At 51.1% G+C, this 25,258-nt stretch carries 22 protein-coding genes and 4 pseudogenes; 8 read left to right on the top strand and 18 right to left on the bottom strand.

Going from position 1 to position 25,258, the window contains the following annotated elements:
• Positions 1–163 precede the first annotated feature (163 nt).
• Positions 164–1,033, top strand: a pseudogene (locus CRI63_RS12375) (PDDEXK nuclease domain-containing protein); the annotation flags it as partial.
• Positions 1,034–1,092: 59 nt separating this feature from the next.
• On the opposite strand, the gene nanQ reads toward CRI63_RS12375, so the two are convergent.
• The 6 genes and pseudogenes from nanQ to nanR all read right to left on the bottom strand — a co-directional run bounded on the left by nanQ (position 1,093) and on the right by nanR (position 6,569).
• On the bottom strand, positions 1,093–1,557 hold the full coding sequence (nanQ, locus tag CRI63_RS12370; protein WP_135519670.1) for an N-acetylneuraminate anomerase: 465 nt from the start codon (positions 1,555–1,557) through the stop codon (positions 1,093–1,095).
• On the bottom strand, positions 1,554–2,429 hold the full coding sequence (gene nanK, locus CRI63_RS12365; protein WP_135519668.1) for an N-acetylmannosamine kinase: 876 nt from the start codon (positions 2,427–2,429) through the stop codon (positions 1,554–1,556). Before nanK ends, nanQ begins: the two co-directional genes overlap by 4 nt.
• Complete coding sequence (locus CRI63_RS12360) at positions 2,426–3,115, bottom strand: N-acetylmannosamine-6-phosphate 2-epimerase (protein ID WP_135519666.1); 690 nt, start codon at positions 3,113–3,115, stop codon at positions 2,426–2,428. Before CRI63_RS12360 ends, nanK begins: the two co-directional genes overlap by 4 nt.
• A 46-nt stretch (positions 3,116–3,161) precedes the next feature.
• Positions 3,162–4,652: a sialic acid transporter NanT gene (nanT, locus tag CRI63_RS12355; protein WP_130223752.1), complete on the bottom strand. Its 1,491-nt coding sequence runs from the start codon at positions 4,650–4,652 to the stop codon at positions 3,162–3,164.
• Positions 4,653–4,760: 108 nt separating this feature from the next.
• A complete protein-coding gene (gene nanA / locus CRI63_RS12350; protein ID WP_135519664.1) occupies positions 4,761–5,654 on the bottom strand; it encodes an N-acetylneuraminate lyase in 894 nt (297 codons plus the stop codon).
• Positions 5,655–5,776: 122 nt separating this feature from the next.
• A pseudogene (nanR, locus tag CRI63_RS12345) lies at positions 5,777–6,569 on the bottom strand (transcriptional regulator NanR).
• 379 nt (positions 6,570–6,948) lie between these two features.
• Here nanR and dcuC point away from each other — a divergent pair.
• Positions 6,949–8,317, top strand: a pseudogene (gene dcuC, locus CRI63_RS12340) (anaerobic C4-dicarboxylate transporter DcuC).
• Positions 8,318–8,360: 43 nt separating this feature from the next.
• Here the strand turns inward: dcuC and sspB are convergent.
• From sspB to zapE, 6 genes are all read right to left on the bottom strand, one after another.
• On the bottom strand, positions 8,361–8,858 hold the full coding sequence (sspB, locus tag CRI63_RS12335; protein ID WP_064529500.1) for a ClpXP protease specificity-enhancing factor: 498 nt from the start codon (positions 8,856–8,858) through the stop codon (positions 8,361–8,363).
• Positions 8,859–8,863: 5 nt separating this feature from the next.
• Positions 8,864–9,502, bottom strand: coding sequence for a stringent starvation protein SspA (gene sspA, locus CRI63_RS12330; protein WP_000257293.1), 639 nt, complete (start codon positions 9,500–9,502; stop codon positions 8,864–8,866).
• Positions 9,503–9,770: 268 nt separating this feature from the next.
• A complete protein-coding gene (locus CRI63_RS12325; RefSeq protein WP_135519662.1) occupies positions 9,771–10,565 on the bottom strand; it encodes a DUF695 domain-containing protein in 795 nt (264 codons plus the stop codon).
• Between the two features lie 156 nt (positions 10,566–10,721).
• On the bottom strand, positions 10,722–11,114 hold the full coding sequence (gene rpsI / locus CRI63_RS12320) for a 30S ribosomal protein S9 (RefSeq protein ID WP_000829818.1): 393 nt from the start codon (positions 11,112–11,114) through the stop codon (positions 10,722–10,724).
• 15 nt (positions 11,115–11,129) lie between these two features.
• Entirely contained in the window at positions 11,130–11,558 is a 429-nt protein-coding gene (rplM, locus tag CRI63_RS12315) for a 50S ribosomal protein L13 (RefSeq protein ID WP_000847559.1), read from the bottom strand.
• Positions 11,559–11,777: 219 nt separating this feature from the next.
• Entirely contained in the window at positions 11,778–12,905 is a 1,128-nt protein-coding gene (gene zapE, locus CRI63_RS12310) for a cell division protein ZapE (RefSeq protein ID WP_135519660.1), read from the bottom strand.
• Positions 12,906–13,098: 193 nt separating this feature from the next.
• Here zapE and zapG point away from each other — a divergent pair, with 193 nt between their 5' ends.
• The 3 genes and pseudogenes from zapG to degS all read left to right on the top strand — a co-directional run bounded on the left by zapG (position 13,099) and on the right by degS (position 16,175).
• The gene (gene zapG / locus CRI63_RS12305; RefSeq protein ID WP_010345273.1) at positions 13,099–13,497 is read left to right on the top strand and encodes a Z-ring associated protein ZapG; all 399 of its coding nucleotides are present in this window, start codon (positions 13,099–13,101) and stop codon (positions 13,495–13,497) included.
• Between the two features lie 154 nt (positions 13,498–13,651).
• Positions 13,652–15,019: a serine endoprotease DegQ gene (gene degQ, locus CRI63_RS12295; protein WP_135487176.1), complete on the top strand. Its 1,368-nt coding sequence runs from the start codon at positions 13,652–13,654 to the stop codon at positions 15,017–15,019.
• Between the two features lie 89 nt (positions 15,020–15,108).
• Positions 15,109–16,175 (top strand): annotated as a pseudogene (gene degS / locus CRI63_RS12290) (outer membrane-stress sensor serine endopeptidase DegS).
• Between the two features lie 62 nt (positions 16,176–16,237).
• Here the strand turns inward: degS and mdh are convergent.
• Positions 16,238–17,176: a malate dehydrogenase gene (mdh, locus tag CRI63_RS12285; RefSeq protein WP_064529495.1), complete on the bottom strand. Its 939-nt coding sequence runs from the start codon at positions 17,174–17,176 to the stop codon at positions 16,238–16,240.
• Between the two features lie 434 nt (positions 17,177–17,610).
• Here mdh and argR point away from each other — a divergent pair, with 434 nt between their 5' ends.
• Positions 17,611–18,081, top strand: a complete 471-nt coding sequence (gene argR / locus CRI63_RS12280) for a transcriptional regulator ArgR (RefSeq protein WP_064529494.1) — start codon at positions 17,611–17,613, stop codon at positions 18,079–18,081.
• A 365-nt stretch (positions 18,082–18,446) separates the two neighbouring features.
• Positions 18,447–18,710, top strand: coding sequence for a peroxide/acid stress response protein YhcN (gene yhcN / locus CRI63_RS12275; protein ID WP_000695690.1), 264 nt, complete (start codon positions 18,447–18,449; stop codon positions 18,708–18,710).
• 53 nt (positions 18,711–18,763) lie between these two features.
• On the opposite strand, the gene CRI63_RS12270 is transcribed toward yhcN, so the two are convergent.
• From CRI63_RS12270 to aaeX, 4 genes are all read right to left on the bottom strand, one after another.
• Positions 18,764–19,036: a barstar family protein gene (locus tag CRI63_RS12270; RefSeq protein ID WP_001028998.1), complete on the bottom strand. Its 273-nt coding sequence runs from the start codon at positions 19,034–19,036 to the stop codon at positions 18,764–18,766.
• Positions 19,037–19,288: 252 nt separating this feature from the next.
• Positions 19,289–21,256 (bottom strand): p-hydroxybenzoic acid efflux pump subunit AaeB, encoded by a 1,968-nt coding sequence (aaeB, locus tag CRI63_RS12265; RefSeq protein ID WP_135519658.1) that lies wholly within the window; start codon positions 21,254–21,256, stop codon positions 19,289–19,291.
• Between the two features lie 5 nt (positions 21,257–21,261).
• Positions 21,262–22,194 carry a p-hydroxybenzoic acid efflux pump subunit AaeA gene (gene aaeA, locus CRI63_RS12260; protein ID WP_130223742.1) on the bottom strand — a complete coding sequence of 311 codons (933 nt, stop codon included), beginning with the start codon at positions 22,192–22,194 and terminating at the stop codon, positions 21,262–21,264.
• A 7-nt stretch (positions 22,195–22,201) separates the two neighbouring features.
• Positions 22,202–22,405 carry a p-hydroxybenzoic acid efflux pump operon protein AaeX gene (gene aaeX, locus CRI63_RS12255; RefSeq protein WP_000051841.1) on the bottom strand — a complete coding sequence of 68 codons (204 nt, stop codon included), beginning with the start codon at positions 22,403–22,405 and terminating at the stop codon, positions 22,202–22,204.
• 182 nt (positions 22,406–22,587) lie between these two features.
• Between aaeX and aaeR the strand changes: the two genes are divergently transcribed.
• Positions 22,588–23,517, top strand: a complete 930-nt coding sequence (aaeR, locus tag CRI63_RS12250; RefSeq protein WP_130204526.1) for an HTH-type transcriptional activator AaeR — start codon at positions 22,588–22,590, stop codon at positions 23,515–23,517.
• 81 nt (positions 23,518–23,598) lie between these two features.
• On the opposite strand, the gene tldD is transcribed toward aaeR, so the two are convergent.
• On the bottom strand, positions 23,599–25,044 hold the full coding sequence (gene tldD / locus CRI63_RS12245; RefSeq protein ID WP_130204524.1) for a metalloprotease TldD: 1,446 nt from the start codon (positions 25,042–25,044) through the stop codon (positions 23,599–23,601).
• Between the last annotated feature and the right edge of the window lie 214 nt (positions 25,045–25,258).

Here is a 25,258-nt window from a genome sequence, read left to right as displayed (position 1 = left end):
GTGCTCTGCAAACAGTTGTGCAGAGGGCGGTGGGCGATAAGCGGATGGTCACTGAAATCGAGCAGATCATTTAGAAGTGGCATAAGAAAACGGCTCCCTGTTGTGGAAGCCGTTATAGTGCCGCAGTTTAAGGATCGGTCAACCGATCCTTAACTGATCGGCATTACGCTAAATGAGGCTTTTTTACCTCTTTTTTCAACATGTTGAAATTCGCCAGACAGTGTCTGGCGAATTAACACCATTGGGAATTCCGCAGACACCGTCTGCAGAATTCCCATCGGCAAAGATTTGGCAGACACTGTCTGCCAAATCTTTCCCCCTGCCCTGGTCCACCTACGTCCGTTTACTTTCCGTTAAAAACGCTGACGCCCGCAGCTTTTATGAAAAAGAGACGCTCCGCTGTGGCTGGTCTGTTCGCCAGCTAGAGCGGCAAATTGCGACCCAGTTTTATGAGCGGACACTACTGTCACATGACAAATCAGCCATGCTGCAACAACACGCTCCTGTCGAGACGCATATTCTTCCGCAACAGGCGATACGCGATCCTTTTGTGCTCGAATTTCTGGAGTTGAAAGATGAATACTCAGAATCCGATTTTGAGGAGGCGCTGATCAACCACCTGATGGATTTCATGCTGGAACTTGGGGATGATTTTGCCTTTGTTGGTCGACAGCGAAGGTTACGCATTGATGACAACTGGTTTCGGGTCGATCTGTTGTTTTTCCACCGCCGTTTACGCTGCCTGCTAATCGTCGATCTAAAAGTGGGCAAATTTAGCTATAGCGATGCCGGACAAATGAATATGTATCTCAACTACGCCAAAGAGCACTGGACGCTACCGGATGAAAATCCGCCCATCGGTCTGGTTCTCTGTGCAGAGAAAGGAGCCGGAGAGGCGCATTATGCACTGGCTGGTTTGCCTAACACCGTTCTGGCAAGTGAATATAAGATGCAGCTACCTGATGAGAAACGACTCGCGGATGAACTCGTTCGAACACAGGCGGTGTTAGAGGAAGGCTATAGACGCCGTTAATTTCAGCGGTTTCGAATTCTGCAGACGGTGTCTGCAGAATCTTTAAAACGAACTAAGTTTTAAGCCATAAAATCAGCCTTAACCTTCACCACCACCTTTTTAATCTCTCCAGGCTCGCCAACAACGCATCCTGGTTTATGCGGTTCTCCTGGCATAAACACGGCGAACATTCCCGGTTTTAAGATGATGGTTTGCTCGTTTTCAATGGCGCTGCAAAGCTGGTAATCATCCTCATGGTGGACCTCTTCACACTGGCGCGCAGTGCCTGCCATACCAAACAGAATCCGTTCCTCACCATTTAATAACAGCTGGATATCAATGTATTGTTCGTGCAATTCCGCTTTTTTCTCGACGGGCGATTGAGTGTTAAACGTCATGACATTCATAAAGATATTGTCGCCCTGTAATTCGTAACGACCCGGTGCTTTTTCTTGTGGTCTGGCAGCTAATGCCAGCGTTAACGCGTCCTGTAACGCTGGATGTAATCCGGCAGACGGTAATGACTGTACTTCACCCATCATCATAATTTTTCTCCCTGGGCCAACAGCGCAGCCCCAAGTAAACCTGCATCATGGCGGTAGTGCGCCGCCAGTAAATCAACATGAAATGCCGCTGGCTCCTGCGCCAGATACGTTTCCACCAGCGCCAGATACCCTTCTGCCAGACCAACGCTGCCACCGACCACTACGCACTGGCAATCAGTTGTGGCTTTAATATCAGCGATCAGCCTTGCCAGCACGCGTGCGGAGCGATGAATCAGTTGCTGCGCCTGCTCGTCGCCCTGCCCGGCGCGCGTGAAAATGGTTTTCGCATCCGCGCCAGCCAACTCCCCCTGAGCTGCCGCTGCAATGCCGCGACCAGAAGCAATCGCTTCCACGCAACCTGTGCGTCCACAGCCACAGACTGGACCCTGCGGATCGGCAAGCGTATGCCCGATATGCCCCGCCAGACCACCAGGGCCGGTAAGCAGTTTGCCGCCGCTCACTACACCGCCGCCGACGCCAGTGGAAACGGTGATAAAGACCATATCGGTTATATCGCCTTCCAGCGCCTGATACTCCGCCCATGCTGCGGCCTGCGCATCATTAATGGCAATGGTCGGCAAATCGGTAAGTTGTTCCAGTGTTTTGACTAACGGAAAGTGTAGCAATCCACCGAGATTATGCGGATTCAGCGCCAGCAGGCTGCCATCGCGGATTATCCCGGTTGAAGCGATGGCAACTTGTTGCGCATGAGCGTGTAACGGGGAGACTAATGCGGATAAGGCATCACGCAGCGCCTGCGGAGTCTGGCTGGCAGGTGTCGGTAGTTCACGGCGATCGCGGATCTGCCCGTCAGCGCCAATCAGCGCGGCGGCAAGTTTAGTACCGCCGATATCAATCACCAGTGTGGTCATAGCACCGCCTTTTTCATCGCTGTGTTGTACCACTGACAAATGTGTTCAAGACGTGTGATTGCAGAACCGACCGTCACCGCCCACGCGCCGTGGCGCATCGCATCCGCCGCCTGAGCAGGCGTGTTGTAACGCCCTTCGGCAATCACCCGACATCCGGCGTCGCTTAATGTTTTCACCAGCGCCAGATCCGGCTCTTCTGGCGTTTCTGGCGTGGTGTAACCAGAAAGCGTGGTGCCAATAATTTCGGCGCCCAGCTTTTGGCATGCCAGGCCGTCTTCCGGCGTTGAGCAGTCGGTCATCGCCAGTAAACCGTGATGGTGAATACGTGCCAGCAGCGTTTCAACAGGCACCGGACGTGGTCGGTCGGTGCCGTCAATCGCGATAATGTCCGCGCCCGCCTGCGCCAACGCATCGACATCTTCAATATAGGCCGTGATGCGTACCGGAGAATCCTCCAGATCGCGTTTCACAATCCCGATAATCGGCACACTCACCACCGCACGCGTGGCTTGCAGGTTTGCCACACCTTCGATGCGAATGGCGACTGCCCCCGCCTGCTCTGCCGCTAATGCCATGGCAGCGACGATTTCCGGTTTATCGAGTGGGCTGTCAGGCACCGGCTGGCAGGAGACAATCAGGCCACCGTTGGCGGCGATTTTTTGATCCAGTAGTGCAAGTAACGACATACTTCTTCCCTTAGCAAAAGGCCCGGCACATGGCCGGGCAACAGGATTAACTTTTGGTTTTGACTAAATCGTTTTTGGCGCTGCCAAACGGCACGGCACCGCTAAATGGTTTGCCGTCGATAGCGTCATGAGTACGCAACGCTTCCGGGCGCAGCCAACGCTGAACACGAGAAGGCATATCCAGCCCAATCAGCAGGATCACCACGAACGTCAGACTGAACGAAAGCGATCCCAGTGCCGTGCCCAGATCCAGACGTTGAGCAATCAGCGCACCAATGATCGGCGCCAGTGCGCCGCCAAGTGCACCAACGTTGTAGGTAAAACCCAGGCCCGCCGCACGCTGATCGGTATCGAAATAACCACCAATCAGTTTCGGTAAGATCCCGGAGATCCCCTGACCGAGCATTTGCTGGAAGAACAGCAACAGACCAAGTACCCAGACGTTTGCACCGCCAATCGCAAATACCGGAATAATCAGCAATTGCGAGGCTAACAGGCTACAAACGTAGGCTTTGCGCGTTCCCAGCCAGTCACCGAGGAAGCCGCCGACACAGCAACCCACCGCCGCGCCAAAGCCGCTAAAGAACAGCACATTGGCGACAGTATGCGGGTCATAAGCAAGATCGGTTTTCAGATACGTTGGCAGCAGTGCCTGAATCGGCCACGAGTAGAGGAAAGCAAATAACACAACCACCATCAGCATTACGCCCGTTGGCCAGCGTTTGCCCGTACTCTGTACCATAAAGCTGATAAAGATTGCGGCGCATAACAGCCCGAGAACAGCGACGATTGCGGCATTTTGCAGGTTACCGGCGAAGCAGAACCACAGCGCAGTAGCCGCCGCCAGCGTCATCACGATATTGGCGATGCGATGTTCACCACGGTAGAGAATATCCACCATCGTGCGCACCGGTGCTTTGCCCCCGTGTTTCTCTTTCCAGTCTTCCGCTTCCGGGATGTTTTTCCGCAGCCAGAGAGCAAAGATGATCGGCAAAATGCCGATAAAGAACAGCGCACGCCAGCCCCAGACCGGAACCACCAGGCTGTAGACCTGAGCGGCAACGACGGCCCCCACAGAGAAGCCGGAAATCAGAAAACCACTGGCTTTGTTACGCAGCTGTTTTGGCCAGCTTTCAATGACATAGGTGGCGCTGGAACCGTATTCACCCGCCATCCCCATGCCTATCACCAGACGAGCGATAAACATAGTGATGTAGCCAGGCGCAAAGCCGCAGGCCAGCGTCCCGACCGAGAAGAGAACGATACTGGTGACCATTGCCAGACGACGCCCGTAGCGGTCGCCCATAGCACCAAGCATCAGGCCGCCGAACCAACGAGAGATGAAGGCTGCGGAAATCAGACTTGCCGCCTGTACCGTTGTCAGCCCGAATTCACCTTGTACTTCAGTGAGTACCAGGGCAATTAAAACGAAATCAAAACCATCAAGCAGATATCCCAACCAGGCAGCGGAAAATGCGCGCCATTGCGCACGATTGAGATGGCGATACCACGGGATATTCTGGGTTGTAGTACTCATTGTGAGTCTCCCGCGGTGGGCAATGCCCACACGCTTTGGTATGAAAATTGTAGGGTACAGATGCGCTTAGTTCCCCTCACCCGGTAGGGGCGAGCGAGGGGAAAAAACTCACCCGCGCTCTTGCATCAACTGCTGAGCAAGCGCCTTCAGTTCTGGCAGATATTTTTCATCTACCGGACCAAACGGTTTACGGCACAGCGGAACAGACACCACATCCATATAGTGCAGGACGGTTTTCAGGCCGCGGAATACGCCGGTTTTAATGAGCAAATCAATGACTTTGTTGCACTCAGTTTGCAGCTTCTGCGCGGTCTGGATATCGCCTTCTTTCAGCGCCTTCACGATACCCTGATAACGCCAACCCATGATGTTGTAAGTGCTGCCAATACCGCCGTCTGCGCCCGCCAGCAGGCCGGAAGCGAAGATTTCGTCGTAACCGTTATAGAGCACCAGATCCGGATGTTCGCGACGGATCTGCTCCATCTGATAGAGATCGCCAGAGGTCTGTTTCAGAGCGCCTACGCCAGGTAACGTAACCAGTGTATTGATCTGCTCCAGAGTCAGTTTTACCCCGCTCAATGCCGGAATGTTGTACACCACCATCGGCAAACCATCCGCCGAGTCAATGATTGACCGATAGTGATCGCAGTGTTCTTCAAAGCTGAAAGGATAGTAGAACGGCGTAACGGCGGAGACGGCATCGAAGCCATAACGTTTGGCTGAAGCCGCAAGCTGTTGGCTTTCAGCAGTACTGACGCAACCTACGTGAGCGATTAATTTAATCTTACCTTTCGCCTCTTCGGCGACGATTTCCAGTACCTGTTCACGCTCGGAAAGGCTCTGCACAAAGGCTTCACCGGTCGAACCACCCACGTACAAACCGTCGATGCCCTGCTGAATATTGAACTGAACCAGGCGGCGCAGACTCGCTTTATCCAGTGCTTGTTGTTGATCAAAAGGAGTCAGGAGTGCGGCCATCACGCCACGTAAATTCGTTGCCATAAATACCTCTGAAGTGATGCTTGTCTGTTGAAACGATATACCTTTATACCTGTTATACCAGATCAAATAAGCAACACATCATACAGAACGCTTATAATGCGATCTGCTTCACTAAAGTGGCATTATTTCTTTTTGTGAGTGGTTTGGCCGAAGGCGTGCCAGGTGGCAGAAACGCTGTTGAGATGCGATTGCAACGCGCGATCGGCTTCGTCGGGATCGTGGCGGCGGATCGCGTCAACGATCGCAATATGTTGTTGATAGCTGACGTTGTTATGCTCATGCAATGCCTGATCGGCGACCGTTGGGCGCGCGGCGATCAACCAGTCGAGCAAGGCAACGTGGATTGCCTTAAAGATCGGATTACCCGGGATCTCCGCCAGTACGCGGTGGAAATCAAACGTCTGAACGAATGAACGCGGCATTGTTATCCAGCGACTGACTGTTGATTTCCAGGGCTTTTGCCAGCAAATCGATTTGTTCATCGGTGGCATGTTCAGCCGCATAGCGCACCAGGCTGGACTCAAAGAACAGACGTAACTGTTCGAAATGGGCTATCCCTCCTGGATGAGAAAGGAAATCTTTCGCCATACCGGACAACTCGCCGATGATGGTGTCCGCAGAAGGACGCGAGACGCGAGCGCGCTCACCGTTATTTATTTGCACCAGACCTTTACGCTTTAACGCCGCCAGCGCTTCACGCACCGAAGGACGCCCGACGTTAAAGAACGCCATGAGTTCGCGCTCAGACGGCAACTGCTCCCCTTCGCCAAACTCGCGGCGGCGGATCATCTGCTCCAGCTCTTCTTCCACCATTTCGGAGAGTTTTTTACGCGCCAGCGGACGGCTACGCAAGTTGCGACCAATTGCAGGTGAAGAATCTTCGTTTTGCGAATCAAATGCGTTCATAAGGCCCATTCTTTAAGGTCAGTGTGATTAACATCATCAATGACATCCTATCACAGGAATGAAAGCAGGGTGAAACGAAGGGTTTTACTCTTCGTACACCATCATTATCGTAATTAATTTAATAATTAACTTTTGCGAAAATAAATATAACGCAGATAAAAACATCCCAGCTAAATTATTTACAAGAATATTCATAGACATTATGAATATTATGAATGTGTTCTTGCGAAATAATCATAAATATATATTTTATAATGACAAACTCTCTTTGTTACGATTAAAAAATTCGACATCAACACCATAAATAGCCTTGTAAAAAATATAACATCATTGTTTTCAATCTGCCGTTAATGGGATTGACCATATTCTTTTGACACGGAGTTGAACAATGTTCGGCATAATTATTTCTGTCATCGTGTTAATAACGATGGGCTATTTGATCCTTAAAAATTACAAACCACAGGTGGTGCTGGCCGCAGCGGGTATCTTCCTGATGATGTGTGGTGTCTGGTTAGGGTTTGGGGGTGTACTCGACCCCGCCAAAAGCAGCGGCTATCTGATTGTTGATATTTATAATGAAATCCTGCGCATGCTGTCCAACCGCATTGCCGGGTTGGGGCTGTCGATTATGGCGGTGGGCGGTTATGCCCGCTACATGGAGCGCATAGGAGCCAGTCGGGCGATGGTGAGCTTGTTAAGCCGCCCGTTAAAGCTCATTCGCTCACCGTATCTCATACTGTCGGCAACTTACGTCATCGGTCAAATCATGGCGCAGTTTATTACCAGCGCCTCCGGTCTGGGTATGTTGCTGATGGTCACGTTATTTCCGACGCTGGTGAGTCTGGGAGTAAGTCGCCTCTCTGCGGTGGCGGTTATAGCGACCACCATGTCTATTGAATGGGGAATTCTGGAAACGAACTCCATTTTTGCCGCCCAGGTAGCGGGAATGAAAATCGCCACTTACTTCTTCCACTATCAGCTACCGGTCGCCTCTTGTGTCATTCTCTCAGTGGCAATCTCCCACTTTTTCGTGCAACGCGCTTTTGACAAAAAAGATAAAAATATCAATCACGAACAGGCGGAGCAAAAGGATCTCAACAATGTCCCACCGCTCTATTACGCCATTTTACCGGTGATGCCGTTAATCCTGATGCTCGGCTCGCTGTTCCTCGCCCACGTCGGGCTGATGCAGTCAGAACTGCATCTGGTGGTGGTGATGTTACTGAGTTTGACGGTGACGATGTTTGTTGAGTTCTTCCGCAAGCATAACTTGCGCGAAACAATGGACGATGTGCAGGCGTTTTTTTGACGGCATGGGTACGCAGTTTGCCAACGTGGTAACGCTGGTGGTCGCTGGTGAAATATTTGCGAAAGGCTTAACGACGATTGGCACCGTTGATGCGGTTATCAAAGGCGCAGAGCATTCTGGCCTTGGTGGCATTGGCGTGATGATTATTATGGCGCTGGTAATTGCCATTTGTGCCATTGTGATGGGCTCCGGCAATGCGCCATTTATGTCATTTGCCAGCCTTATTCCGAATATCGCAGCTGGACTGCACGTACCCGCGGTAGTGATGATTATGCCGATGCACTTTGCCACAACGCTGGCGCGTGCGGTTTCGCCGATTACTGCGGTAGTGGTAGTAACTTCAGGAATAGCAGGCGTTTCGCCCTTTGAAGTGGTGAAGCGGACTGCGATCCCAATGGCAGTCGGATTCGTGGTGAATATGATCGCCACAATTACGCTATTTTATTAAGCCCTTAAAACGACAAAACAGGCCACCTGGGCCTGTTTTTGTTTTACTTCACAACGCGTAATGCCGGGCGACCACCACGTGGCGGTTGCGGTGGTTCATCATCGGGATGATTATCATCATCGCGATCTGGCTTATCGCCATCAATGACCGACATAACGGTTTCATTATCTGCCGATACATCTTCATCATTCATGATGCTGGCATCTTCGTCGTAGGCAGCTTCAGGCTCGAACATTGTGCCTGCGCCATTTTCACGGGCGTAGATAGCCAGCACAGCAGCCAGCGGTACTGAAACTTGCCGCGGGATACCGCCAAAGCGCGCGTTAAAGCGCACTTCATCATTCGCCAGTTCCAGGTTGCCGACCGCACGCGGAGCAATGTTGAGTACGATTTGCCCGTCACGTGCATATTCCATAGGAACCTGCACGCCAGGGAGCGTCACATCCACCACCAGGTGCGGCGTGAGCTGGTTATCCAGCAACCACTCATAGAATGCACGCAGCAGATAGGGACGACGTGGTGTTAGCTGTGACAAATCCATACAGATTAACTCCGGCCCAGACGCATTTCACGTTCAGCTTCGGTTAAGGAAGCAAGGAAAGAGTCACGCTCAAAGACGCGGGTCATATAGCCTTTCAGCTCTTTCGCACCCGGGCCGCTGAACTCGATGCCCAGTTGCGGCAGACGCCACAGCAGCGGAGCAAGGTAGCAATCGACCAGGCTGAACTCATCGCTCAGGAAGTACGGCTTCTGACCGAAGACCGGCGCAATCGCCAGCAGTTCTTCGCGCAGTTGCTTACGTGCGGCATCCGCTTCAGAGGCTGAACCGTTGATGATGGTGTTCATCAGCGTGTACCAGTCTTTTTCGATGCGGTGCATGTACAGGCGGCTTTCACCGCGAGCTACCGGGTAAACAGGCATCAGTGGCGGATGCGGGAAACGCTCATCCAGGTATTCCATAATGATGCGAGATTCCCACAGGGTCAGCTCACGATCCACCAGGGTCGGAACGCTCTGATTCGGGTTGAGGTCAATCAGATCCTGAGGCGGATTGTCCTTTTCCACGTGTTCGATCTCGAAACTTACACCTTTTTCAGCCAGCACGATGCGGACCTGATGGCTATAGATGTCAGTAGGACCGGAAAACAGCGTCATTACCGAACGTTTGTTGGCAGCGACAGCCATGAAAACCTCCAGGTATAGTCAGAATTTTTACTGCTACCAGCCACCAGGTGGCCAGTCAGAAGTTGTGTTACCCAGTAAGGAACGACTCTCTTTGTTCGAAAAACAAACAAAAAATGAGCAATACCCGACATTTGGGCAGAAAATTGGATGATAGTTTACCAGATTTTGCGACCTTTGTGGTGAGTCGATGCCGGAAATGGGGAAAAAGAGATGTTCCTTAGTCTGAAATGCTTGACTTAATCCCCACCAGAAATGTTGTTTACCTCTTTTACGCCGTTGCTATCGGTGCGCCCCAGCCATCAAAACTACCGCCATGCTTTTCAGCCAAATCGGTAAGCTGGCATGTAATCTCGGTCATATGCCATTGTTCAGGAGCATCAGTGTTCGTAAATGACGCCATATCCCCTGGTTGTTGGTCGTTCATCCGAATGCTCACCAGCGTAATGCCATATGGCAATTTCGTCACGTCCTCCGCAAAGGCGCGTGCAGCAGCTTCTGTCGGCAATGTCGCGTAGTAATCAATGGTGCGTGGAAGAGTCAAATCGTCACCATTTTCCAGCAGCCCACGGCATACGCGGGAATCGTGTATCCAGTTCCAGTCATATTTCGACGGGTACAGGAACTGGCGATAGTAATTTCCGTTATCGTTTTTACTCATACTATAGCTGCAAGAGACTTCCGGGCCACCCGCGAGCAATTTATCCAGCGTTCTTTCCCAGTCCAGTTCTTTTTCCGACTGGAAAACAAAATCGCGCCAGCCTTCTTGTGTTACCACCCCCACCAACCAAATCGGTAATGCCTTGCCCCTCTCCTCAAGCCAGTCCTCGATACGATTTAAACGTTGTGTTTCATCAGGCTGCGGTAAACCGTTTTCATAACAATGGGTATAACGCACACGAAAGAACCAGGTGTGGTTAAGTCGATCAAATCTTTCGTCCTGAATGGCGCCGATATCAACACGTATGCCCGTGACATGGTCATCCACTGTTGTAATAAAGAACTCCCATTTATTCGACAACGTTAAAGATTCTTTCTTGTTAAACAATGCATTAAATAATCCCATCGCGATATCCTTTTCTACAGTACGTGGAAAATACTATTAAAAAGAGAATAATGCTGAAGAGAGAGGGAAAAGAGGCTGGAATCGGACTTTAGCCATAAAAAAACCCGCCGAAGCGGGTTTTTTTCGCAAATTGTATTCTGCCGAAGCAGAAAGCAATTAACGTTTGGAGAACTGCGGACGACGACGTGCTTTACGCAGACCGACTTTCTTACGTTCAACCTGACGAGCGTCACGAGTAACGAAGCCAGCTTTACGCAGTTCAGAACGCAGGGATTCGTCGTACTCCATCAGAGCGCGGGTGATACCGTGACGGATCGCACCAGCCTGACCAGAGATACCACCACCTTTAACAGTGATGTACAGATCCAGTTTCTCAACCATGTCGACCAGTTCCAGCGGCTGACGAACTACCATGCGGGCAGTTTCACGACCGAAGTACTGTTCCAGAGAACGTTGGTTGATAACGATTTTACCGTTGCCCGGTTTGATGAAAACGCGAGCTGCGGAACTTTTGCGGCGACCAGTGCCGTAGTATTGATTTTCAGCCATTGCCTATAATCCCGATTAGATGTCAAGAACTTGCGGTTGCTGTGCCGCGTGGTTGTGCTCGTTACCCGCGTAAACTTTCAGTTTACGGAACATAGCACGACCCAGCGGGCCTTTTGGCAACATGCCTTTAACCGCGATTTCAATCACACGCTCAGGACGGCGAGCAATCATCTCTTCAAAGGTCGCTTGTTTGATACCACCGATGTGACCGGTGTGGTGATAGTACACTTTGTCAGTACGCTTGTTGCCGGTTACAGCAACTTTGTCAGCGTTCAGAACGATGATGTAATCACCGGTATCTACGTGCGGAGTGTATTCCGCTTTGTGCTTACCGCGCAGGCGACGAGCCAGTTCAGTAGCCAGACGGCCCAGAGTTTTACCGGTCGCGTCAACAACATACCAGTCGCGTTTTACGGTTTCTGGTTTAGCTGTAAAAGTTTTCATTAAAAGCTTACCCAATAAATAGTTACACGTTGGTGAACACCCAAACGTCTTCAATTGTTGAGGTTCACACGACAAAGTCCGGCAAACCTACCCCTTCGAATAGCCTATGCCAGCACACAAAAAGTTTCGGGAAAAAAAACTTTCTTGTAACGTGGGGTCGCAGGATTATAGAGAAGTCGGGGTCAAAGATCGACCCCTTTTTGTGATTTATGGCAGGTTTTACCCCGCCAAATGCTCGCGCTTCAAATACTCTTCGCTCTGCATCTCTTGTAGACGTGACAGGCAACGCTGGAACTCAAACTTCAGCCGCTCGCCCTGATAAATTTCATACAAAGGCACTTCTGCGCTCACCACTAATTTGACATGGCGCTCGTAAAACTCATCCACCAGCGCAATAAAACGTCGCGCTTCGCTCTCCATCAACCGCGTCATGACTGGCACATCAAACAACATCACTGTGTGAAAGAGGCGTGAGAGCGCTATATAGTCATGCTGGCTGCGGGCATCGACACACAAGGTGGTAAAAGAGACGGCAAGCGTCTGATTCTCAACGCCCATTGTCGCCAGCGGTCGATGGTTGATTTCTAACGTCGGTGAATTTTCGCGTTTCGCTCCCGCCAGCACCAACCAAAGTTTATCCATTTGCGCCCGGGTGTCATCGTTGAGCGGCGACAGCCATAAATGCGCCTGGGTAAGCGTTCGTAGTCGATAATCGACGCCTGCATCGACATTCATTACATCGCAATACTGTTTAATGGCGTCGATAGCCGGTAGAAAACGCGCTCGTTGCAGGCCATTACGATAAAGCTCATCAGGCGGAATATTTGACGTTGCGACCAGCGTTATTCCGCGAGCGAACAGGGCTTTCATTAAACCGCCAAGCAACATGGCATCGGTAATATCCGAAACAAAAAATTCATCAAAACAGAGGACATCGGTTTCTGCTTTGAAGCGATCGGCAATAATTTCCAGCGGGTCAGTCTGCCCCTGTAATGCGGTCAGTTCTTCATGCACGCGCAGCATAAAACGGTGAAAGTGCAGGCGCTGTTTCCGCTCACCCGGCAAGCTTTGATAGAAAAGGTCCATCAGCCAGGTTTTCCCGCGTCCTACACCGCCCCACATATATAAGCCACGCACCGGCGCACTGCCTGCCTCTTCGCGCTTACCCCACAGTTTACCGACTCGCGCCATTAACCCACTCGCCCTCGCAGTGGGCGGCGTGCTGTTGATTAATTCCTGGTAGATAATCTCCAGCCGACTGACGGCCTCTTTTTGTACGTCGTCAGGTTGATGGCTGCCCTCATTGAGCGCCTTCAGGTATTGCGATGTCGGGGTAACGCTTTGCATGATGTTCTTGTTATTCCTTGAATAATCGGTGTGCCGTTGTTCACGGTTGACGAAAAAAAGGCCGTTCTACACTACGCGATATGCAGTCGGGATTCCACTTCTGTGGAATTAACGGTTATAGTGGCATAATCAGCCGCAGGCATGGAGCCTGAAGCCAACACCCTACGGAAACAAAAGACAACGGGAGATGTTCATGACCTGGGAATATGCGCTAATTGGGTTAGTCGTCGGCATCATTATTGGTGCTGTGGCCATGCGTTTTGGTAATCGTAAACTACGCCAGCAACAGGCGTTGCAGTACGAACTGGAAAAAAATAAAGCTGAACTGGACGAGTATCGCGAAGAGTTGGTTAACCACTTTGCCCGCAGCGCGGAATTACTGGATACCATGGCGCATGACTATCGCCAGTTGTATCAACACATGGCGAAAAGCTCCAGCAGCCTGCTGCCGGAACTGTCCGCAGAAGCAAACCCGTTCCGTAATCGTCTGGCTGAGTCTGAAGCCAGCAACGATCAGGCACCGGTGCAGATGCCACGCGACTATTCTGAAGGCGCATCTGGCCTGCTGCGCACTGGCGCAAAGCGCGACTAATTTATTTTGCGGGCGCAGCCATTGCGCCCTCCTCTTCTCTCCCTCCCCGACTATCATTTAATCTGGTGTCTCATTGTTAGCCGTCTGAAAATTCAATAACATCAAACTGTTTTGAATCTCTTTTTCTTATCATTCAGGTACGAGAGCAGGAATAATGAAAAAACAAACCCAGCTGTTGAGTGCATTAGCGTTAAGTGTCGGGTTAACTCTCTCGGCGCCGTTTCAGGCTGTCGCGTCGATTCCCGGCCAGGTTGCCGGTCAGGCGCCATTGCCCAGCCTGGCCCCGATGCTGGAAAAAGTGCTTCCCGCGGTGGTAAGCGTGCGAGTTGAAGGGACTGCCAGCCAGGAACAGAAAATCCCGGAAGAATTCAAAAAATTTTTTGGCGATGATTTACCGGATCAACCTGCGCAACCCTTTGAAGGTTTAGGCTCCGGTGTCATCATCAATGCCAATAAGGGTTATGTGCTGACCAACAATCACGTCATCAATCAGGCGCAGAAAATCAGTATTCAGCTCAATGACGGACGCGAGTTTGATGCGAAGTTGATTGGCAGCGACGACCAGAGCGATATCGCCCTGCTACAAATTCAGAATCCGAGCAAATTAACGCAAATCGCCATTGCCGACTCCGACAAACTGCGCGTCGGTGATTTTGCCGTCGCGGTCGGTAACCCATTTGGCCTTGGGCAAACCGCGACTTCAGGCATTGTTTCTGCATTAGGTCGCAGCGGGTTAAATCTCGAAGGTCTGGAAAACTTTATCCAGACCGATGCATCCATTAACCGGGGGAACTCCGGCGGTGCGCTGTTAAACCTTAACGGCGAGTTGATTGGTATTAACACCGCAATTCTTGCCCCTGGCGGCGGTAGCGTCGGGATTGGTTTTGCTATCCCCAGCAATATGGCGCGTACCCTGGCGCAGCAACTTATTGACTTTGGTGAAATTAAACGCGGTCTGTTAGGCATTAAAGGTACCGAGATGAGTGCCGATATCGCCAAAGCGTTTAATTTAGATGTGCAACGTGGCGCGTTTGTCAGTGAAGTTCTGCCTGGTTCTGGCTCGGCGAAAGCGGGCGTGAAAGCAGGCGATATTATTACCAGTCTCAACGGTAAACCGCTCAATAGCTTCGCCGAGTTGCGTTCCCGTATTGCCACTACCGAACCGGGCACTACAGTGAAGCTCGGCCTGCTGCGTAACGGCAAGCCGTTGGAAGTAGAAGTGACGCTCGATACCAGCACCTCATCGTCAGCCAGTGCCGAGATGATCACACCTGCGCTGGAAGGCGCGACGTTGAGTGACAGTCAGCTAAAAGATGGCGGAAAAGGCATTAAGATCGACGAAGTTGTCAAAGACAGCCCCGCCGCTCAAGCAGGTTTACAGAAAGATGATGTAATTATTGGCGTGAACCGCAATCGGGTGAACTCGATTGCTGAGATGCGCAAAGTACTGGCAACCAAACCGGCTATTATTGCCCTGCAAATCATGCGCGGTAATGAGAGCATTTACCTGCTAATGCGTTAATGTCATAAACCGGGCATCAGGCTGACGTGTGATGTCCGGTTAACTCGTGATATGCTGCTGCCGTTCCCTTTTTTAATGACGCCTCCATCATGTTTGTGAAGCTCTTACGATCCGTTGCGATTGGATTAATTGTCGGTGCGATTTTGCTGGTTGCCATGCCTTCACTGCGCAGCATTAACCCGCTTTCCACACCGCAATTCGACAGTGCCGACGAGACGCCTGCCAGTTATAATCTGGCGGTCCGCCGCGCCGCGCCAGCTGTGGTAAATGTCTATAACCGTGGTTTGAACACATCCTCACACAACCAGCTTGAGATCCGTACGCTAGGGTCAGGTGTGATCATGGATCAACGTGGTTATATCATTACCAATAAACATGTAATCAACGACGCCGATCAGATCATCGTCGCCTTACAGGATGGTCGTGTTTTTGAAGCGTTGCTGGTTGGCTCTGATTCACTGACCGATCTGGCGGTGCTCAAAATTAATGCCACTGGCGGTTTACCCACCATTCCAATCAATTCTCGTCGCATACCGCACATTGGCGATGTAGTGCTGGCGATCGGTAACCCGTACAACCTCGGGCAAACCATTACCCAGGGGATTATCAGCGCCACGGGTCGCATCGGCCTGAACCCGACCGGGCGGCAAAACTTTCTGCAAACCGATGCATCCATTAACCACGGCAACTCCGGCGGTGCACTGGTGAACTCGCTGGGCGAACTGATGGGCATCAACACACTGTCGTTTGATAAGAGTAACGATGGCGAAACTCCAGAAGGCATCGGTTTTGCCATTCCCTTCCAGTTGGCAACCAAAATTATGGATAAGCTAATCCGCGATGGACGTGTTATTCGTGGCTATATCGGTATTGGCGGCCGCGAAATCGCACCATTACACGCGCAAGGTGGTGGTATCGATCAACTGCAAGGGATTGTGGTTAATGAAGTGTCACCTGATGGCCCGGCGGCTAATGCCGGTATCCAGGTCAACGATCTGATTATCTCGGTGGACAACAAACCTGCAATCTCCGCTCTGGAGACAATGGATCAAGTGGCAGAAATTCGACCAGGTTCGGTGATTCCGGTGGTGGTGATGCGTGACGATAAAAACTGACATTGCAGGTCACTATTCAGGAATATCCTGCAACCAATTAAGTCGTGCGCTCAAAACAAAAAACCGGAGACGTTGCTCCGGTTTTTTATTATTCGTTAATCAATTACTTATTAACGAACTCTTCGCCCAGGGCGATATCTTTCTTCAGCGTATCCAGCATTCCTTCCAGCGCGTTCTGTTCAAATGCGCTCAGAGTACCGATGGATTTACGCTCTTCTACGCCATTTTTACCCAGCAGAAGCGGTTGAGAGAAGAAACGAGCATACTGGCCGTCACCTTCAACGTAGGCACATTCAACGACACCTTTTTCGCCTTGCAGCGCACGAACCAGAGACAGGCCGAAGCGTGCAGCTGCCTGGCCCATGGACAGGGTTGCAGACCCGCCACCGGCTTTCGCTTCAACCACTTCCGTACCCGCGTTCTGGATACGTTTGGTCAGATCAGCAACTTCCTGCTCGGTAAAGCTTACGCCAGGAACTTGAGACAGCAGCGGCAGAATGGTAACGCCAGAGTGACCGCCAATAACCGGAACTTCAACTTCGCCCGGCTGTTTGCCTTTCAGTTCAGCGACAAACGTATTAGAACGAATGATATCCAGCGTGGTGACGCCAAACAGTTTGTTCTTGTCATACACACCCGCTTTCTTCAGCACTTCCGCAGCGATTGCTACCGTGGTGTTTACCGGGTTTGTAATGATACCGATGCACGCTTTCGGGCAGGTTGTCGCAATTTGCTGTACCAGATTCTTCACGATACCGGCGTTAACGTTAAACAGGTCGGAACGATCCATCCCTGGTTTACGCGCTACACCTGCGGAGATTAGAACCACATCAGCGCCTTCCAGCGCAGGGGTCGCATCTTCACCAGAAAAACCTTTGATTTTCACAGCAGTAGGGATATGGCTCAGGTCGACGGCCACACCGGGAGTGACTGGAGCGATATCATACAGGGAGAGTTCTGAACCTGAAGGCAGTTGGGTTTTTAACAGTAATGCAAGCGCCTGGCCAATACCGCCAGCAGCGCCGAGGACTGCGACTTTCATCCTAAACTCCTTATTATATTGATAAACTAAGATATGTTGCTCCGCTGCCGCGACCTTAATCCACAAATTAACAGTTTACAATGACCACTTCTCAAGAATGTGTAGTCACGCAAATTTGGCGTTTATGCATTTAATTGACGTAATCAGGAACCTAACTTACGTAATTAACAGCCGCTTATGCATCAGAGCAACATTCCAACAGGTGGTGACAATATACCCTACCGTTCAGCCAAAACAACATCAATTTGATAACAATTAATTTACTTTTAAGCGAAATTTGCGCGCCGTGACGCAGGCATGTTTCTCAATCACGAAATTTGATAAAATCCCGCTCTTTCATAACATTATTTCAGCCTTCTCCAGGGCAGACTGTTTGCATAAAAATTCATCTGTATGCACAATAATGTTGTATCAACCACCATATCGGGTGACTTATGCGAAGCTCGTCTAAGCAAGAAGAATTAGTTAAAGCGTTTAAAGCGTTACTTAAAGAAGAGAAATTTAGCTCCCAGGGCGAAATCGTCGCCGCATTGCAGGAGCAAGGCTTTGACAATATTAATCAGTCTAAAGTCTCGCGGATGTTGACCAAATTTGGTGCTGTACGTACCCGCAATGCAAAGATGGAAATGGTTTACTGCCTGCCAGCTGAACTGGGCGTACCAACCACCTCCAGTCCGTTGAAGAATCTGGTGCTGGATATCGACTACAACGACGCTGTTGTTGTAATACATACCAGTCCTGGCGCGGCGCAGTTGATTGCGCGTCTGCTGGACTCTCTGGGCAAAGCAGAAGGTATTCTTGGCACCATCGCAGGTGATGACACCATCTTTACCACCCCTGCTAAAGGTTTCACCGTCAAAGACCTGTACGAAGCGATTTTAGAGCTGTTCGACCAGGAGCTTTAATCTCTGCCCCGTCGCTTCTGGCGGCGGGGAAAATAATGCATTCTCCATTCATCGCCCTGCTTTCCCCTGCCATTCATTTAACGAATAGTGCGTTTTATAGCGACAAAACATTCACACAACGAATACACAGAGAAAAAAACGCACATTTTGCAAAAACACATATCTTATTGAAATAAATGTCATTTTTACTAAATGCCCGTATTTTTAATTCACTTTTGTTATAAAAATTAATCTTTTTAACAATTCTCCCTCAATAGAAACAGTTAGCGTGGTATTAATTAGCTCAATAATTAGTGTATACTTAATTTTGTGATATGGGTCACGAAACAAAGGCCCAGCTAAAAGATTATGTCGAGGTAAAAATCATGAAAATCAAAACCACTGTTGCTGCATTAAGTGTGCTCTCTGTTCTCTCTTTCGGTGCTTTCGCTGCCGATTCCATTGATGCTGCACAAGCACAGAATCGTGAAGCCATCGGCACCGTGTCCGTCAGCGGTGTAGCATCTTCTCCAATGGATATGCGTGAAATGCTGAACAAAAAAGCGGAAGAGAAAGGCGCGACTGCTTACCAGATTACCGAAGCGCGTAGCGGCGATACCTGGCACGCCACAGCTGAACTGTACAAATAAACCCTCATCGTCTTGTCCGACGACATTGCCCCCGGTTTGGGGGCTTTTTTGCGCTAGTGACGAACATTAAAACGCAAATGCCCTTCCAGCTCTTCCTCCGCCTCATCAAACAGCAATATTAACGCGCCAAAACGCCGACGCGTTTTTTCTCCCAGATGAACAAATTCGATCTCCAGCGGTAGCGGCAGAACATCGTTCATTAATACATCCCACAGTGAGTCGAGATCGCGCACTTTATCTTTCGCCAGACCAAAGGTTTGGCGAAAGTCGCGATAAAAGTCCTCCTGACTCTCAATCTCATCAAAATCAAAGCTATAGATATTCATCTGTTGCCACCGTCACGTTTCGCGGCGAGTTCTGCCGTTCATCGCTAAGTATAGACATGAAAAAACCGACGCTTTTGGCATCGGTTTCTGATTACTGACAAAGTGCACTTTGTTCATGCCGGATGCGGCGTGAACGCCTTATTCGGCCTACCAGGGGGTGCAAATTCAATATAGGCCTGATAAGCGTAGCGCATCAGACAATTTGGAGTATGTCAGCAATCTCGACCGACACCTTTTGGCGTCGGCTTTGACTTAATTATCGGTTAGCGCGTGCTGGTATTTATGCAGCATACCGGTAAGCCGATGCACCGGTTCCGTGACCTGCGGCGGCGCTTGCCAGATGCGTAGTTTTTCCTGGTAGATATCCAGTTCTTCCAGCAACTGACCGAAGTAACGACGGCGTTTGTCATCGCTGCGGGCAGAAATCACGTGGTCCGCTGTGCGGCGCATTTGTCGGTGAAATGCCGATAAATCATCATTCACGGGTATCGGCGCATCACGCAATCGCTGGTGAGCGATAATCATCGTTAACGCCAGGCGAAACTTCGGCAAATCGCCGGGAAATTTATTCATCAGCAAAAACAACTGCTGATAAAGCGCTGGCAGATGGTTCTCTTTACGCCGGGCGACATTGGTGGTCATCGCGGAAACAGCGGCAGAAACAAACTGATTAAGCAGCACGCGTCCTGTCCTGTCGCGCGATTTATCCCGCACCAGTAGAATGACGATGAACGCCAGCACACAGCCCACGATTTGCCCCAACGCGCTATCGAGAAACTGACTGAACTGAAAGGTCATCGGGTTATCCAACACGATAATATTAATCGTACTGGCCAGCGCGCCCATCGATCCCAACCGCCGTTTCTGCACTTCAATACCAAGGAAAAATCCCAGCACCGCCAGGCTAAGGCACAGCAGCAACATACTCTGTTGGGTATTGGGGATAATCACCAAAAAATAGAGCAGTCCTAACGGTAGCGCCGCTACCGTGCCGTAGATAAAGTCGATCGCCACCATGCGTGGATTAGGTAAACGCATTGCCAGCGACGTTACGACGGCAATCATCACCATTGCGCCACTGCCGGAGGTCCATCCGGTCCACAGCCAGAACAAAGTCCCCAGCATGCAGGACAGCGTGGTACGCCAGAAGTTGACCATTGCATGATGACGCTCGGCGGATTCTACTTTTACTTCCGGCTCGCCTTGCAGGATCTCTTCTTCAGTGGCGTTAATTTTGGTGTTACTGATAACGCCTCGCTTAAGCAACTGATAACGCGTTGCCGCCGCAACCCAGCTATAAATAGTGATGGGTGTTTCACGTTCCCCGGTCCAGGCAATCACTCGCCGCAGGCGTTTTAGCTGCTTATGGACGTCCTGTGCAGTTTCTACCGGCGTGTCAAAAAATTCGCGGAAGGTTTCAGTGATCAACTCCGGGCGCGAGTTCTGAATGAGATAAGTTTCGCAGGACTGGGTTACCAGCGTCAGCGACAGCGTGTTGATCGCTTTTAAACGCCGATTGGCACGCGCCCAGCGGGAAGATTCCATGTTCAGATTGCTACGCATCCCTTGCAGCGCCGTGGTGCGGCGAACCAGGTCGCCCCAGGCCTTATCAACAATCTCGCCATCACCATGTTTGATGCATAATTGCATGAGTTGATATTGCGCCACCAGCAAACTTTCCAGCTCTCGATCCACTTCTTGTTTGATCGATCGTGGAGAAAAGAGCAGATCCGCCACAATAGCACACACAATACCAATGACGATTTCACTACAACGTTCAACGGCAAACTGCGGCGTCAGCAGCGGTTCTGGCTGAATGGTGATCACAATGATCAGCGCTGTATAACCGGCAAGCCCCCACGCATAGGAGTTCTCTACTCGTACCAGCGAGGAGAGCCAGGTACAAAAACCGGCCCAGATACAACACACCAGAATCATCAACAATGGCGCACGGATCATCGCAATAATGATCACCAACCCGGCAATACAACCGATAAATGTACCGATGATGCGCAAAAAGCCGCGATAGCGGATGGCGCCAGAGTACGGTTCGCCACCGGCGGCAAAGGCAGGACCGGCGGCAACAATCGCCGCAGTCAGAACAGCCCAGCGTGGTGTTTCAAGCTGAAAATGAAAGCCAACAAACAGCGCCAGCACAATGGCGGTCGCCAGTTTTACCGCGAAGCGAATATGTTGGTTAGCAATGGAGAAAATACCCATCGTGATTAACCAAACTCACGCAGGCGATGGGCCATTTTACGGAAGAACGAATCCTGGCTTTCATCGCGATCTTGTTTACCCGTAACCACCACAGTAGCGGTAGTCCCCGCAGGCCAGATGTTATCTTGCTGGTTGTCGAGACGAATACGTACCGGGACACGTTGCGCCAGACGCACCCATTCAAGGTTGGAATCGATGGTCGCCATCCCTTTGTCGTCACGCGTACTGCTGGCGTTAGTGACCCCAGCGGCAACACTATCGACAGTCCCTTTCAGCACTTTATTGCTACCAAGCGGCGTGATTTCTGCGCGATACCCAGAACGTACCCCTTCCAGCTTGGTTTCTTCCATATAGGCCAGCACATAGAAGGAGTTCTGTTTCACCAACGCTACAGCCGTGGAACCACGCGTAATAAATTCACCGGTATAGACGTTGAGGTTGGTCACCCAGCCATCTGCTGGCGCGCGGATCACGGTACGTTCAAGATCCAGTTTTGCCAGATCGCGGGTTGCCTGAGCTTTCGCTAACTGATGCAGGACCGTTTGCAGCACGTTATTGGCCTGGTCTATCTCTTCGCGAGACATCGCCTGTATGCCGAGACGGTTGCGACGTCCAGCTTCCTGACGTTTTTCCTGCGCCAGTACCTGATAATAGGCAACATCAGCTTCCGCTTCTTCGAGGGCCTTTTGGTAGCGTGGCTGGTCGATGGTGAACAGTACCTGTCCTTTTTTCACCAGCTGGTTATCATGAACATTCACTTGGGTGATGAGTCCGGAGACATCCGGCGCAATCGCGACCACATCGGCGCTAAAGCGCGCGTCACGCGTCCACGGAGATTCGGTGTAATAGACCCAGGCATTAAAAATTGCGATGAAGGCCAGAATGACTAATACGACCGTGATGGCCGTACGGGAGAATTTTCTTATTAGCGTTTTCACTTCAACCTCAAACGAACAGTCGCGATATCAAATAAAACAAACAGCAATAGAGCGCGGTGTTGAACAGCGCCGGATGCCAGACGAAGTCGTAGATACCTGTTGGCACAAGGACCCGGCGCACCAGCCAGAAAATCGCCAGTGATAAAAGCAATTCGAAAAATATCGGTGGGAAGGACAGCCCAAACACCACGATAACGGGAAACAGACTCATGTTGACCTTGGTTGTATAGAGAGAGCAGGTGTTATTATTTTCAGCATCTGTCGCCGCAGAGAAGGGCATAGAAAGCCGGGCGAGAGCAACATTGCTGTAGATTGATATTTAATATATTAGCGTAACTGTTATGCTGTTATCTATATTATGTGATCTAAATCACTTTTAAGTCAGAGTGAATAATGGAACGACTAAAACGCATGTCGGTTTTCGCCAAAGTGGTTGAATTTGGTTCGTTTACCGCCGCCGCCAGACAGCTTCAAATGAGCGTTTCATCCATCAGTCAGACGGTGTCTAAACTGGAAGATGAGTTGCAGGTAAAGTTGTTAAACCGCAGCACACGCAGCATTGGCCTGACCGAAGCAGGTAGAATTTACTACCAGGGCTGCCGTCGGATGCTCCATGAAGTGCAGGATGTCCATGAGCAACTGTACGCCTTCAATAACACGCCTATCGGGACGCTGCGCATTGGCTGTTCTTCAACTATGGCTCAAAATGTTCTCGCTGGGCTGACGGCAAAAATGTTGAAAGAGTACCCTGGTTTAAGCGTCAATCTGGTTACCGGAATTCCTGCACCCGACCTGATTGCCGACGGCCTGGATGTCGTGATCCGCGTCGGCGCGTTGCAGGATTCCAGCCTATTTTCCCGCCGTCTGGGGGCGATGCCGATGGTGGTGTGCGCCGCTAAAAGCTATCTCACACAGTATGGCGTACCGGAAAAACCCGCCGATCTAAGTAGCCATTCATGGCTTGAGTACAGCGTGCGTCCGGACAATGAATTTGAACTGATCGCGCCAGAAGGGATCTCGACTCGCCTCATCCCACAAGGACGGTTTGTCACTAACGATCCAATGACGCTGGTGCGCTGGTTAACGGCAGGCGCTGGGATCGCGTATGTACCACTGATGTGGGTGATCAATGAGATCAACCGTGGGGAGCTGGAGATCCTGCTGCCGCGTTATCAGTCGGATCCGCGCCCGGTTTATGCACTGTATACCGAAAAAGATAAGCTGCCACTGAAGGTGCAGGTGGTTATCAACTCACTGACGGATTATTTTGTCGAGGTCGGTAAGTTGTTTCAGGAGATGCACGGGCGCGGGAAAGAGAAGTAATTCATGTGCGTAGGCCGAATAAAGCGTTTACGCCGCATCCGGCAACCAATGCCTGATGCGACGCTTACCGGCCTGAATAGATTACGCGGTACCGCCAACGGTCAGGTTGTCGACTTTAAGCGTCGGCTGGCCCACGCCAACTGGCAAGCTCTGCCCTTCTTTACCACAGACACCCACGCCGTTATCCAGTTTCAGGTCGTTGCCCACCATCGAAATTTGCTGCATGGTTTCGATACCGGAACCAATCAGCGTTGCGCCTTTCACCGGTTTCGTCACTTTGCCGTTTTCAATCAGATACGCTTCTGAGGTGGAGAAGACAAATTTGCCGGAGGTGATATCCACCTGACCGCCGCCGAAGTTCGGCGCATAGATGCCATACTCGACGGATTCAATGATTTCCTGCGGCGTCGATTTACCCGGCAGCATGTAGGTGTTGGTCATACGCGGCATGGGCAGGTGAGCATAGGATTCACGACGACCATTACCGGTCGGTGCCATACCCATTAAGCGAGCGTTGAGTTTATCCTGCATGTAACCTTTCAGGATCCCATTTTCAATCAGCACGTTGTACTGACCCGGCGTACCTTCGTCATCAATCGCCACCGAACCACGGCGATCAACCATCGTGCCATCATCCACGACCGTACACAGTTCAGATGCTACCAGTTCGCCGACCTGGCCACTAAAGACCGAAGTGCCACGGCGGTTGAAGTCGCCTTCCAGACCGTGGCCTACCGCTTCATGTAACAGCACGCCCGGCCAACCTGCGCCAAGTACTACCGGCATGGTGCCCGCAGGCGCGGCAACGGCAGAAAGATTGACCAGCGCCATACGCACTGCTTCTTTCGCCCATGCATCCGCACGGACTTCACCGTCGAGATCGGCAAGGAAAAATTCATAACCAAAACGACCGCCGCCGCCGCTGGCACCGCGTTCGCGTTTACCGTCTTCTTCGACCAGAACGCTTACTGAGAGGCGCACCAGTGGACGCACATCTGCCGCCAGGGTGCCGTCGGTGGCCGCAACCAGAATTAATTCATAGACGCCACTGAGGCTGGCAGTCACTTCCTGTACGCGTTTGTCGGCTTCACGGGCAACTTTATCGACGCGACGTAAAATATCCAGTTTCTCCTCGCGACTCATGCTTTGCAGCGGATCAAGCGAGGTATACAGCGGGCTATGCTCTACCGCGCCCAACGTCTGTACTTTGCCATCGCCACTGTCACGGACAATGGTACGCGCCGCTTGTGCGCTCTGTTCCAGGGCCAGCAGGCTGATTTGGTCGGCGTAAGCAAAACCGGTTTTTTCACCGCTGACTGCACGCACGCCAACGCCCTGATCGATGTTGTAAGAACCATCTTTGATAATGCGGTCTTCTAAAACCCAGGATTCGTGATAGCTCGACTGAAAATAGAGATCGCCGTAATCGAGGCGACGTTCGGCCAGTTGACCGAGAATCGCGAACAAATCCTGATGTTTCAGGCCGTTCGCCGCTAGCAATTGTTCACTTACCAGGTTCAGACTCATCGTTTTTGTTACTCGTTAGTTACTTCGGTAGAGGATTTTTTACGGCTGCCGGATGCGGCGTAAACGCCTTATCCGACCTGCGGTTATGTTCCGGTTTGTAGGCCTGATAAGACGCACAGCGTCGCATCAGGCAACGGCTGCCGGATGCGGCGTGAACGCCTTATCCGGCCTACGGTTATGTTCCGGCTCGTTGGCCTGATAAGACGCATCGCAT

This window comes from Escherichia sp. E2661 (genome assembly GCF_004745185.1).
Classification (GTDB): Bacteria; Pseudomonadota; Gammaproteobacteria; order Enterobacterales; family Enterobacteriaceae; genus Escherichia.
This window is presented reverse-complemented; position numbering and strand designations above follow the sequence as displayed.

Bases quoted from the DNA above. Each gene is read 5' to 3' on its own strand.
- yhcN (WP_000695690.1), top strand. From the start codon at position 18,447: ATGAAAATCAAAACCACTGTTGCTGCATTAAGTGTGCTCTCTGTTCTC.
- rplM (WP_000847559.1), bottom strand. From the start codon at position 11,558: ATGAAAACTTTTACAGCTAAACCAGAAACCGTAAAACGCGACTGGTAT.
- mdh (WP_064529495.1), bottom strand. From the start codon at position 17,176: ATGAAAGTCGCAGTCCTCGGCGCTGCTGGCGGTATTGGCCAGGCGCTT.
- nanT (WP_130223752.1), bottom strand. From the start codon at position 4,652: ATGAGTACTACAACCCAGAATATCCCGTGGTATCGCCATCTCAATCGT.
- nanA (WP_135519664.1), bottom strand. From the start codon at position 5,654: ATGGCAACGAATTTACGTGGCGTGATGGCCGCACTCCTGACTCCTTTT.
- nanQ (WP_135519670.1), bottom strand. From the start codon at position 1,557: ATGATGATGGGTGAAGTACAGTCATTACCGTCTGCCGGATTACATCCA.
- aaeR (WP_130204526.1), top strand. From the start codon at position 22,588: ATGGAACGACTAAAACGCATGTCGGTTTTCGCCAAAGTGGTTGAATTT.
- rpsI (WP_000829818.1), bottom strand. From the start codon at position 11,114: ATGGCTGAAAATCAATACTACGGCACTGGTCGCCGCAAAAGTTCCGCA.
- CRI63_RS12360 (WP_135519666.1), bottom strand. From the start codon at position 3,115: ATGTCGTTACTTGCACTACTGGATCAAAAAATCGCCGCCAACGGTGGC.
- nanK (WP_135519668.1), bottom strand. From the start codon at position 2,429: ATGACCACACTGGTGATTGATATCGGCGGTACTAAACTTGCCGCCGCG.
- sspB (WP_064529500.1), bottom strand. From the start codon at position 8,858: ATGGATTTGTCACAGCTAACACCACGTCGTCCCTATCTGCTGCGTGCA.
- aaeX (WP_000051841.1), bottom strand. From the start codon at position 22,405: ATGAGTCTGTTTCCCGTTATCGTGGTGTTTGGGCTGTCCTTCCCACCG.
- tldD (WP_130204524.1), bottom strand. From the start codon at position 25,044: ATGAGTCTGAACCTGGTAAGTGAACAATTGCTAGCGGCGAACGGCCTG.
- sspA (WP_000257293.1), bottom strand. From the start codon at position 9,502: ATGGCTGTCGCTGCCAACAAACGTTCGGTAATGACGCTGTTTTCCGGT.
- CRI63_RS12325 (WP_135519662.1), bottom strand. From the start codon at position 10,565: ATGGGATTATTTAATGCATTGTTTAACAAGAAAGAATCTTTAACGTTG.
- CRI63_RS12270 (WP_001028998.1), bottom strand. From the start codon at position 19,036: ATGAATATCTATAGCTTTGATTTTGATGAGATTGAGAGTCAGGAGGAC.
- zapE (WP_135519660.1), bottom strand. From the start codon at position 12,905: ATGCAAAGCGTTACCCCGACATCGCAATACCTGAAGGCGCTCAATGAG.
- zapG (WP_010345273.1), top strand. From the start codon at position 13,099: ATGACCTGGGAATATGCGCTAATTGGGTTAGTCGTCGGCATCATTATT.
- aaeB (WP_135519658.1), bottom strand. From the start codon at position 21,256: ATGGGTATTTTCTCCATTGCTAACCAACATATTCGCTTCGCGGTAAAA.
- argR (WP_064529494.1), top strand. From the start codon at position 17,611: ATGCGAAGCTCGTCTAAGCAAGAAGAATTAGTTAAAGCGTTTAAAGCG.
- degQ (WP_135487176.1), top strand. From the start codon at position 13,652: ATGAAAAAACAAACCCAGCTGTTGAGTGCATTAGCGTTAAGTGTCGGG.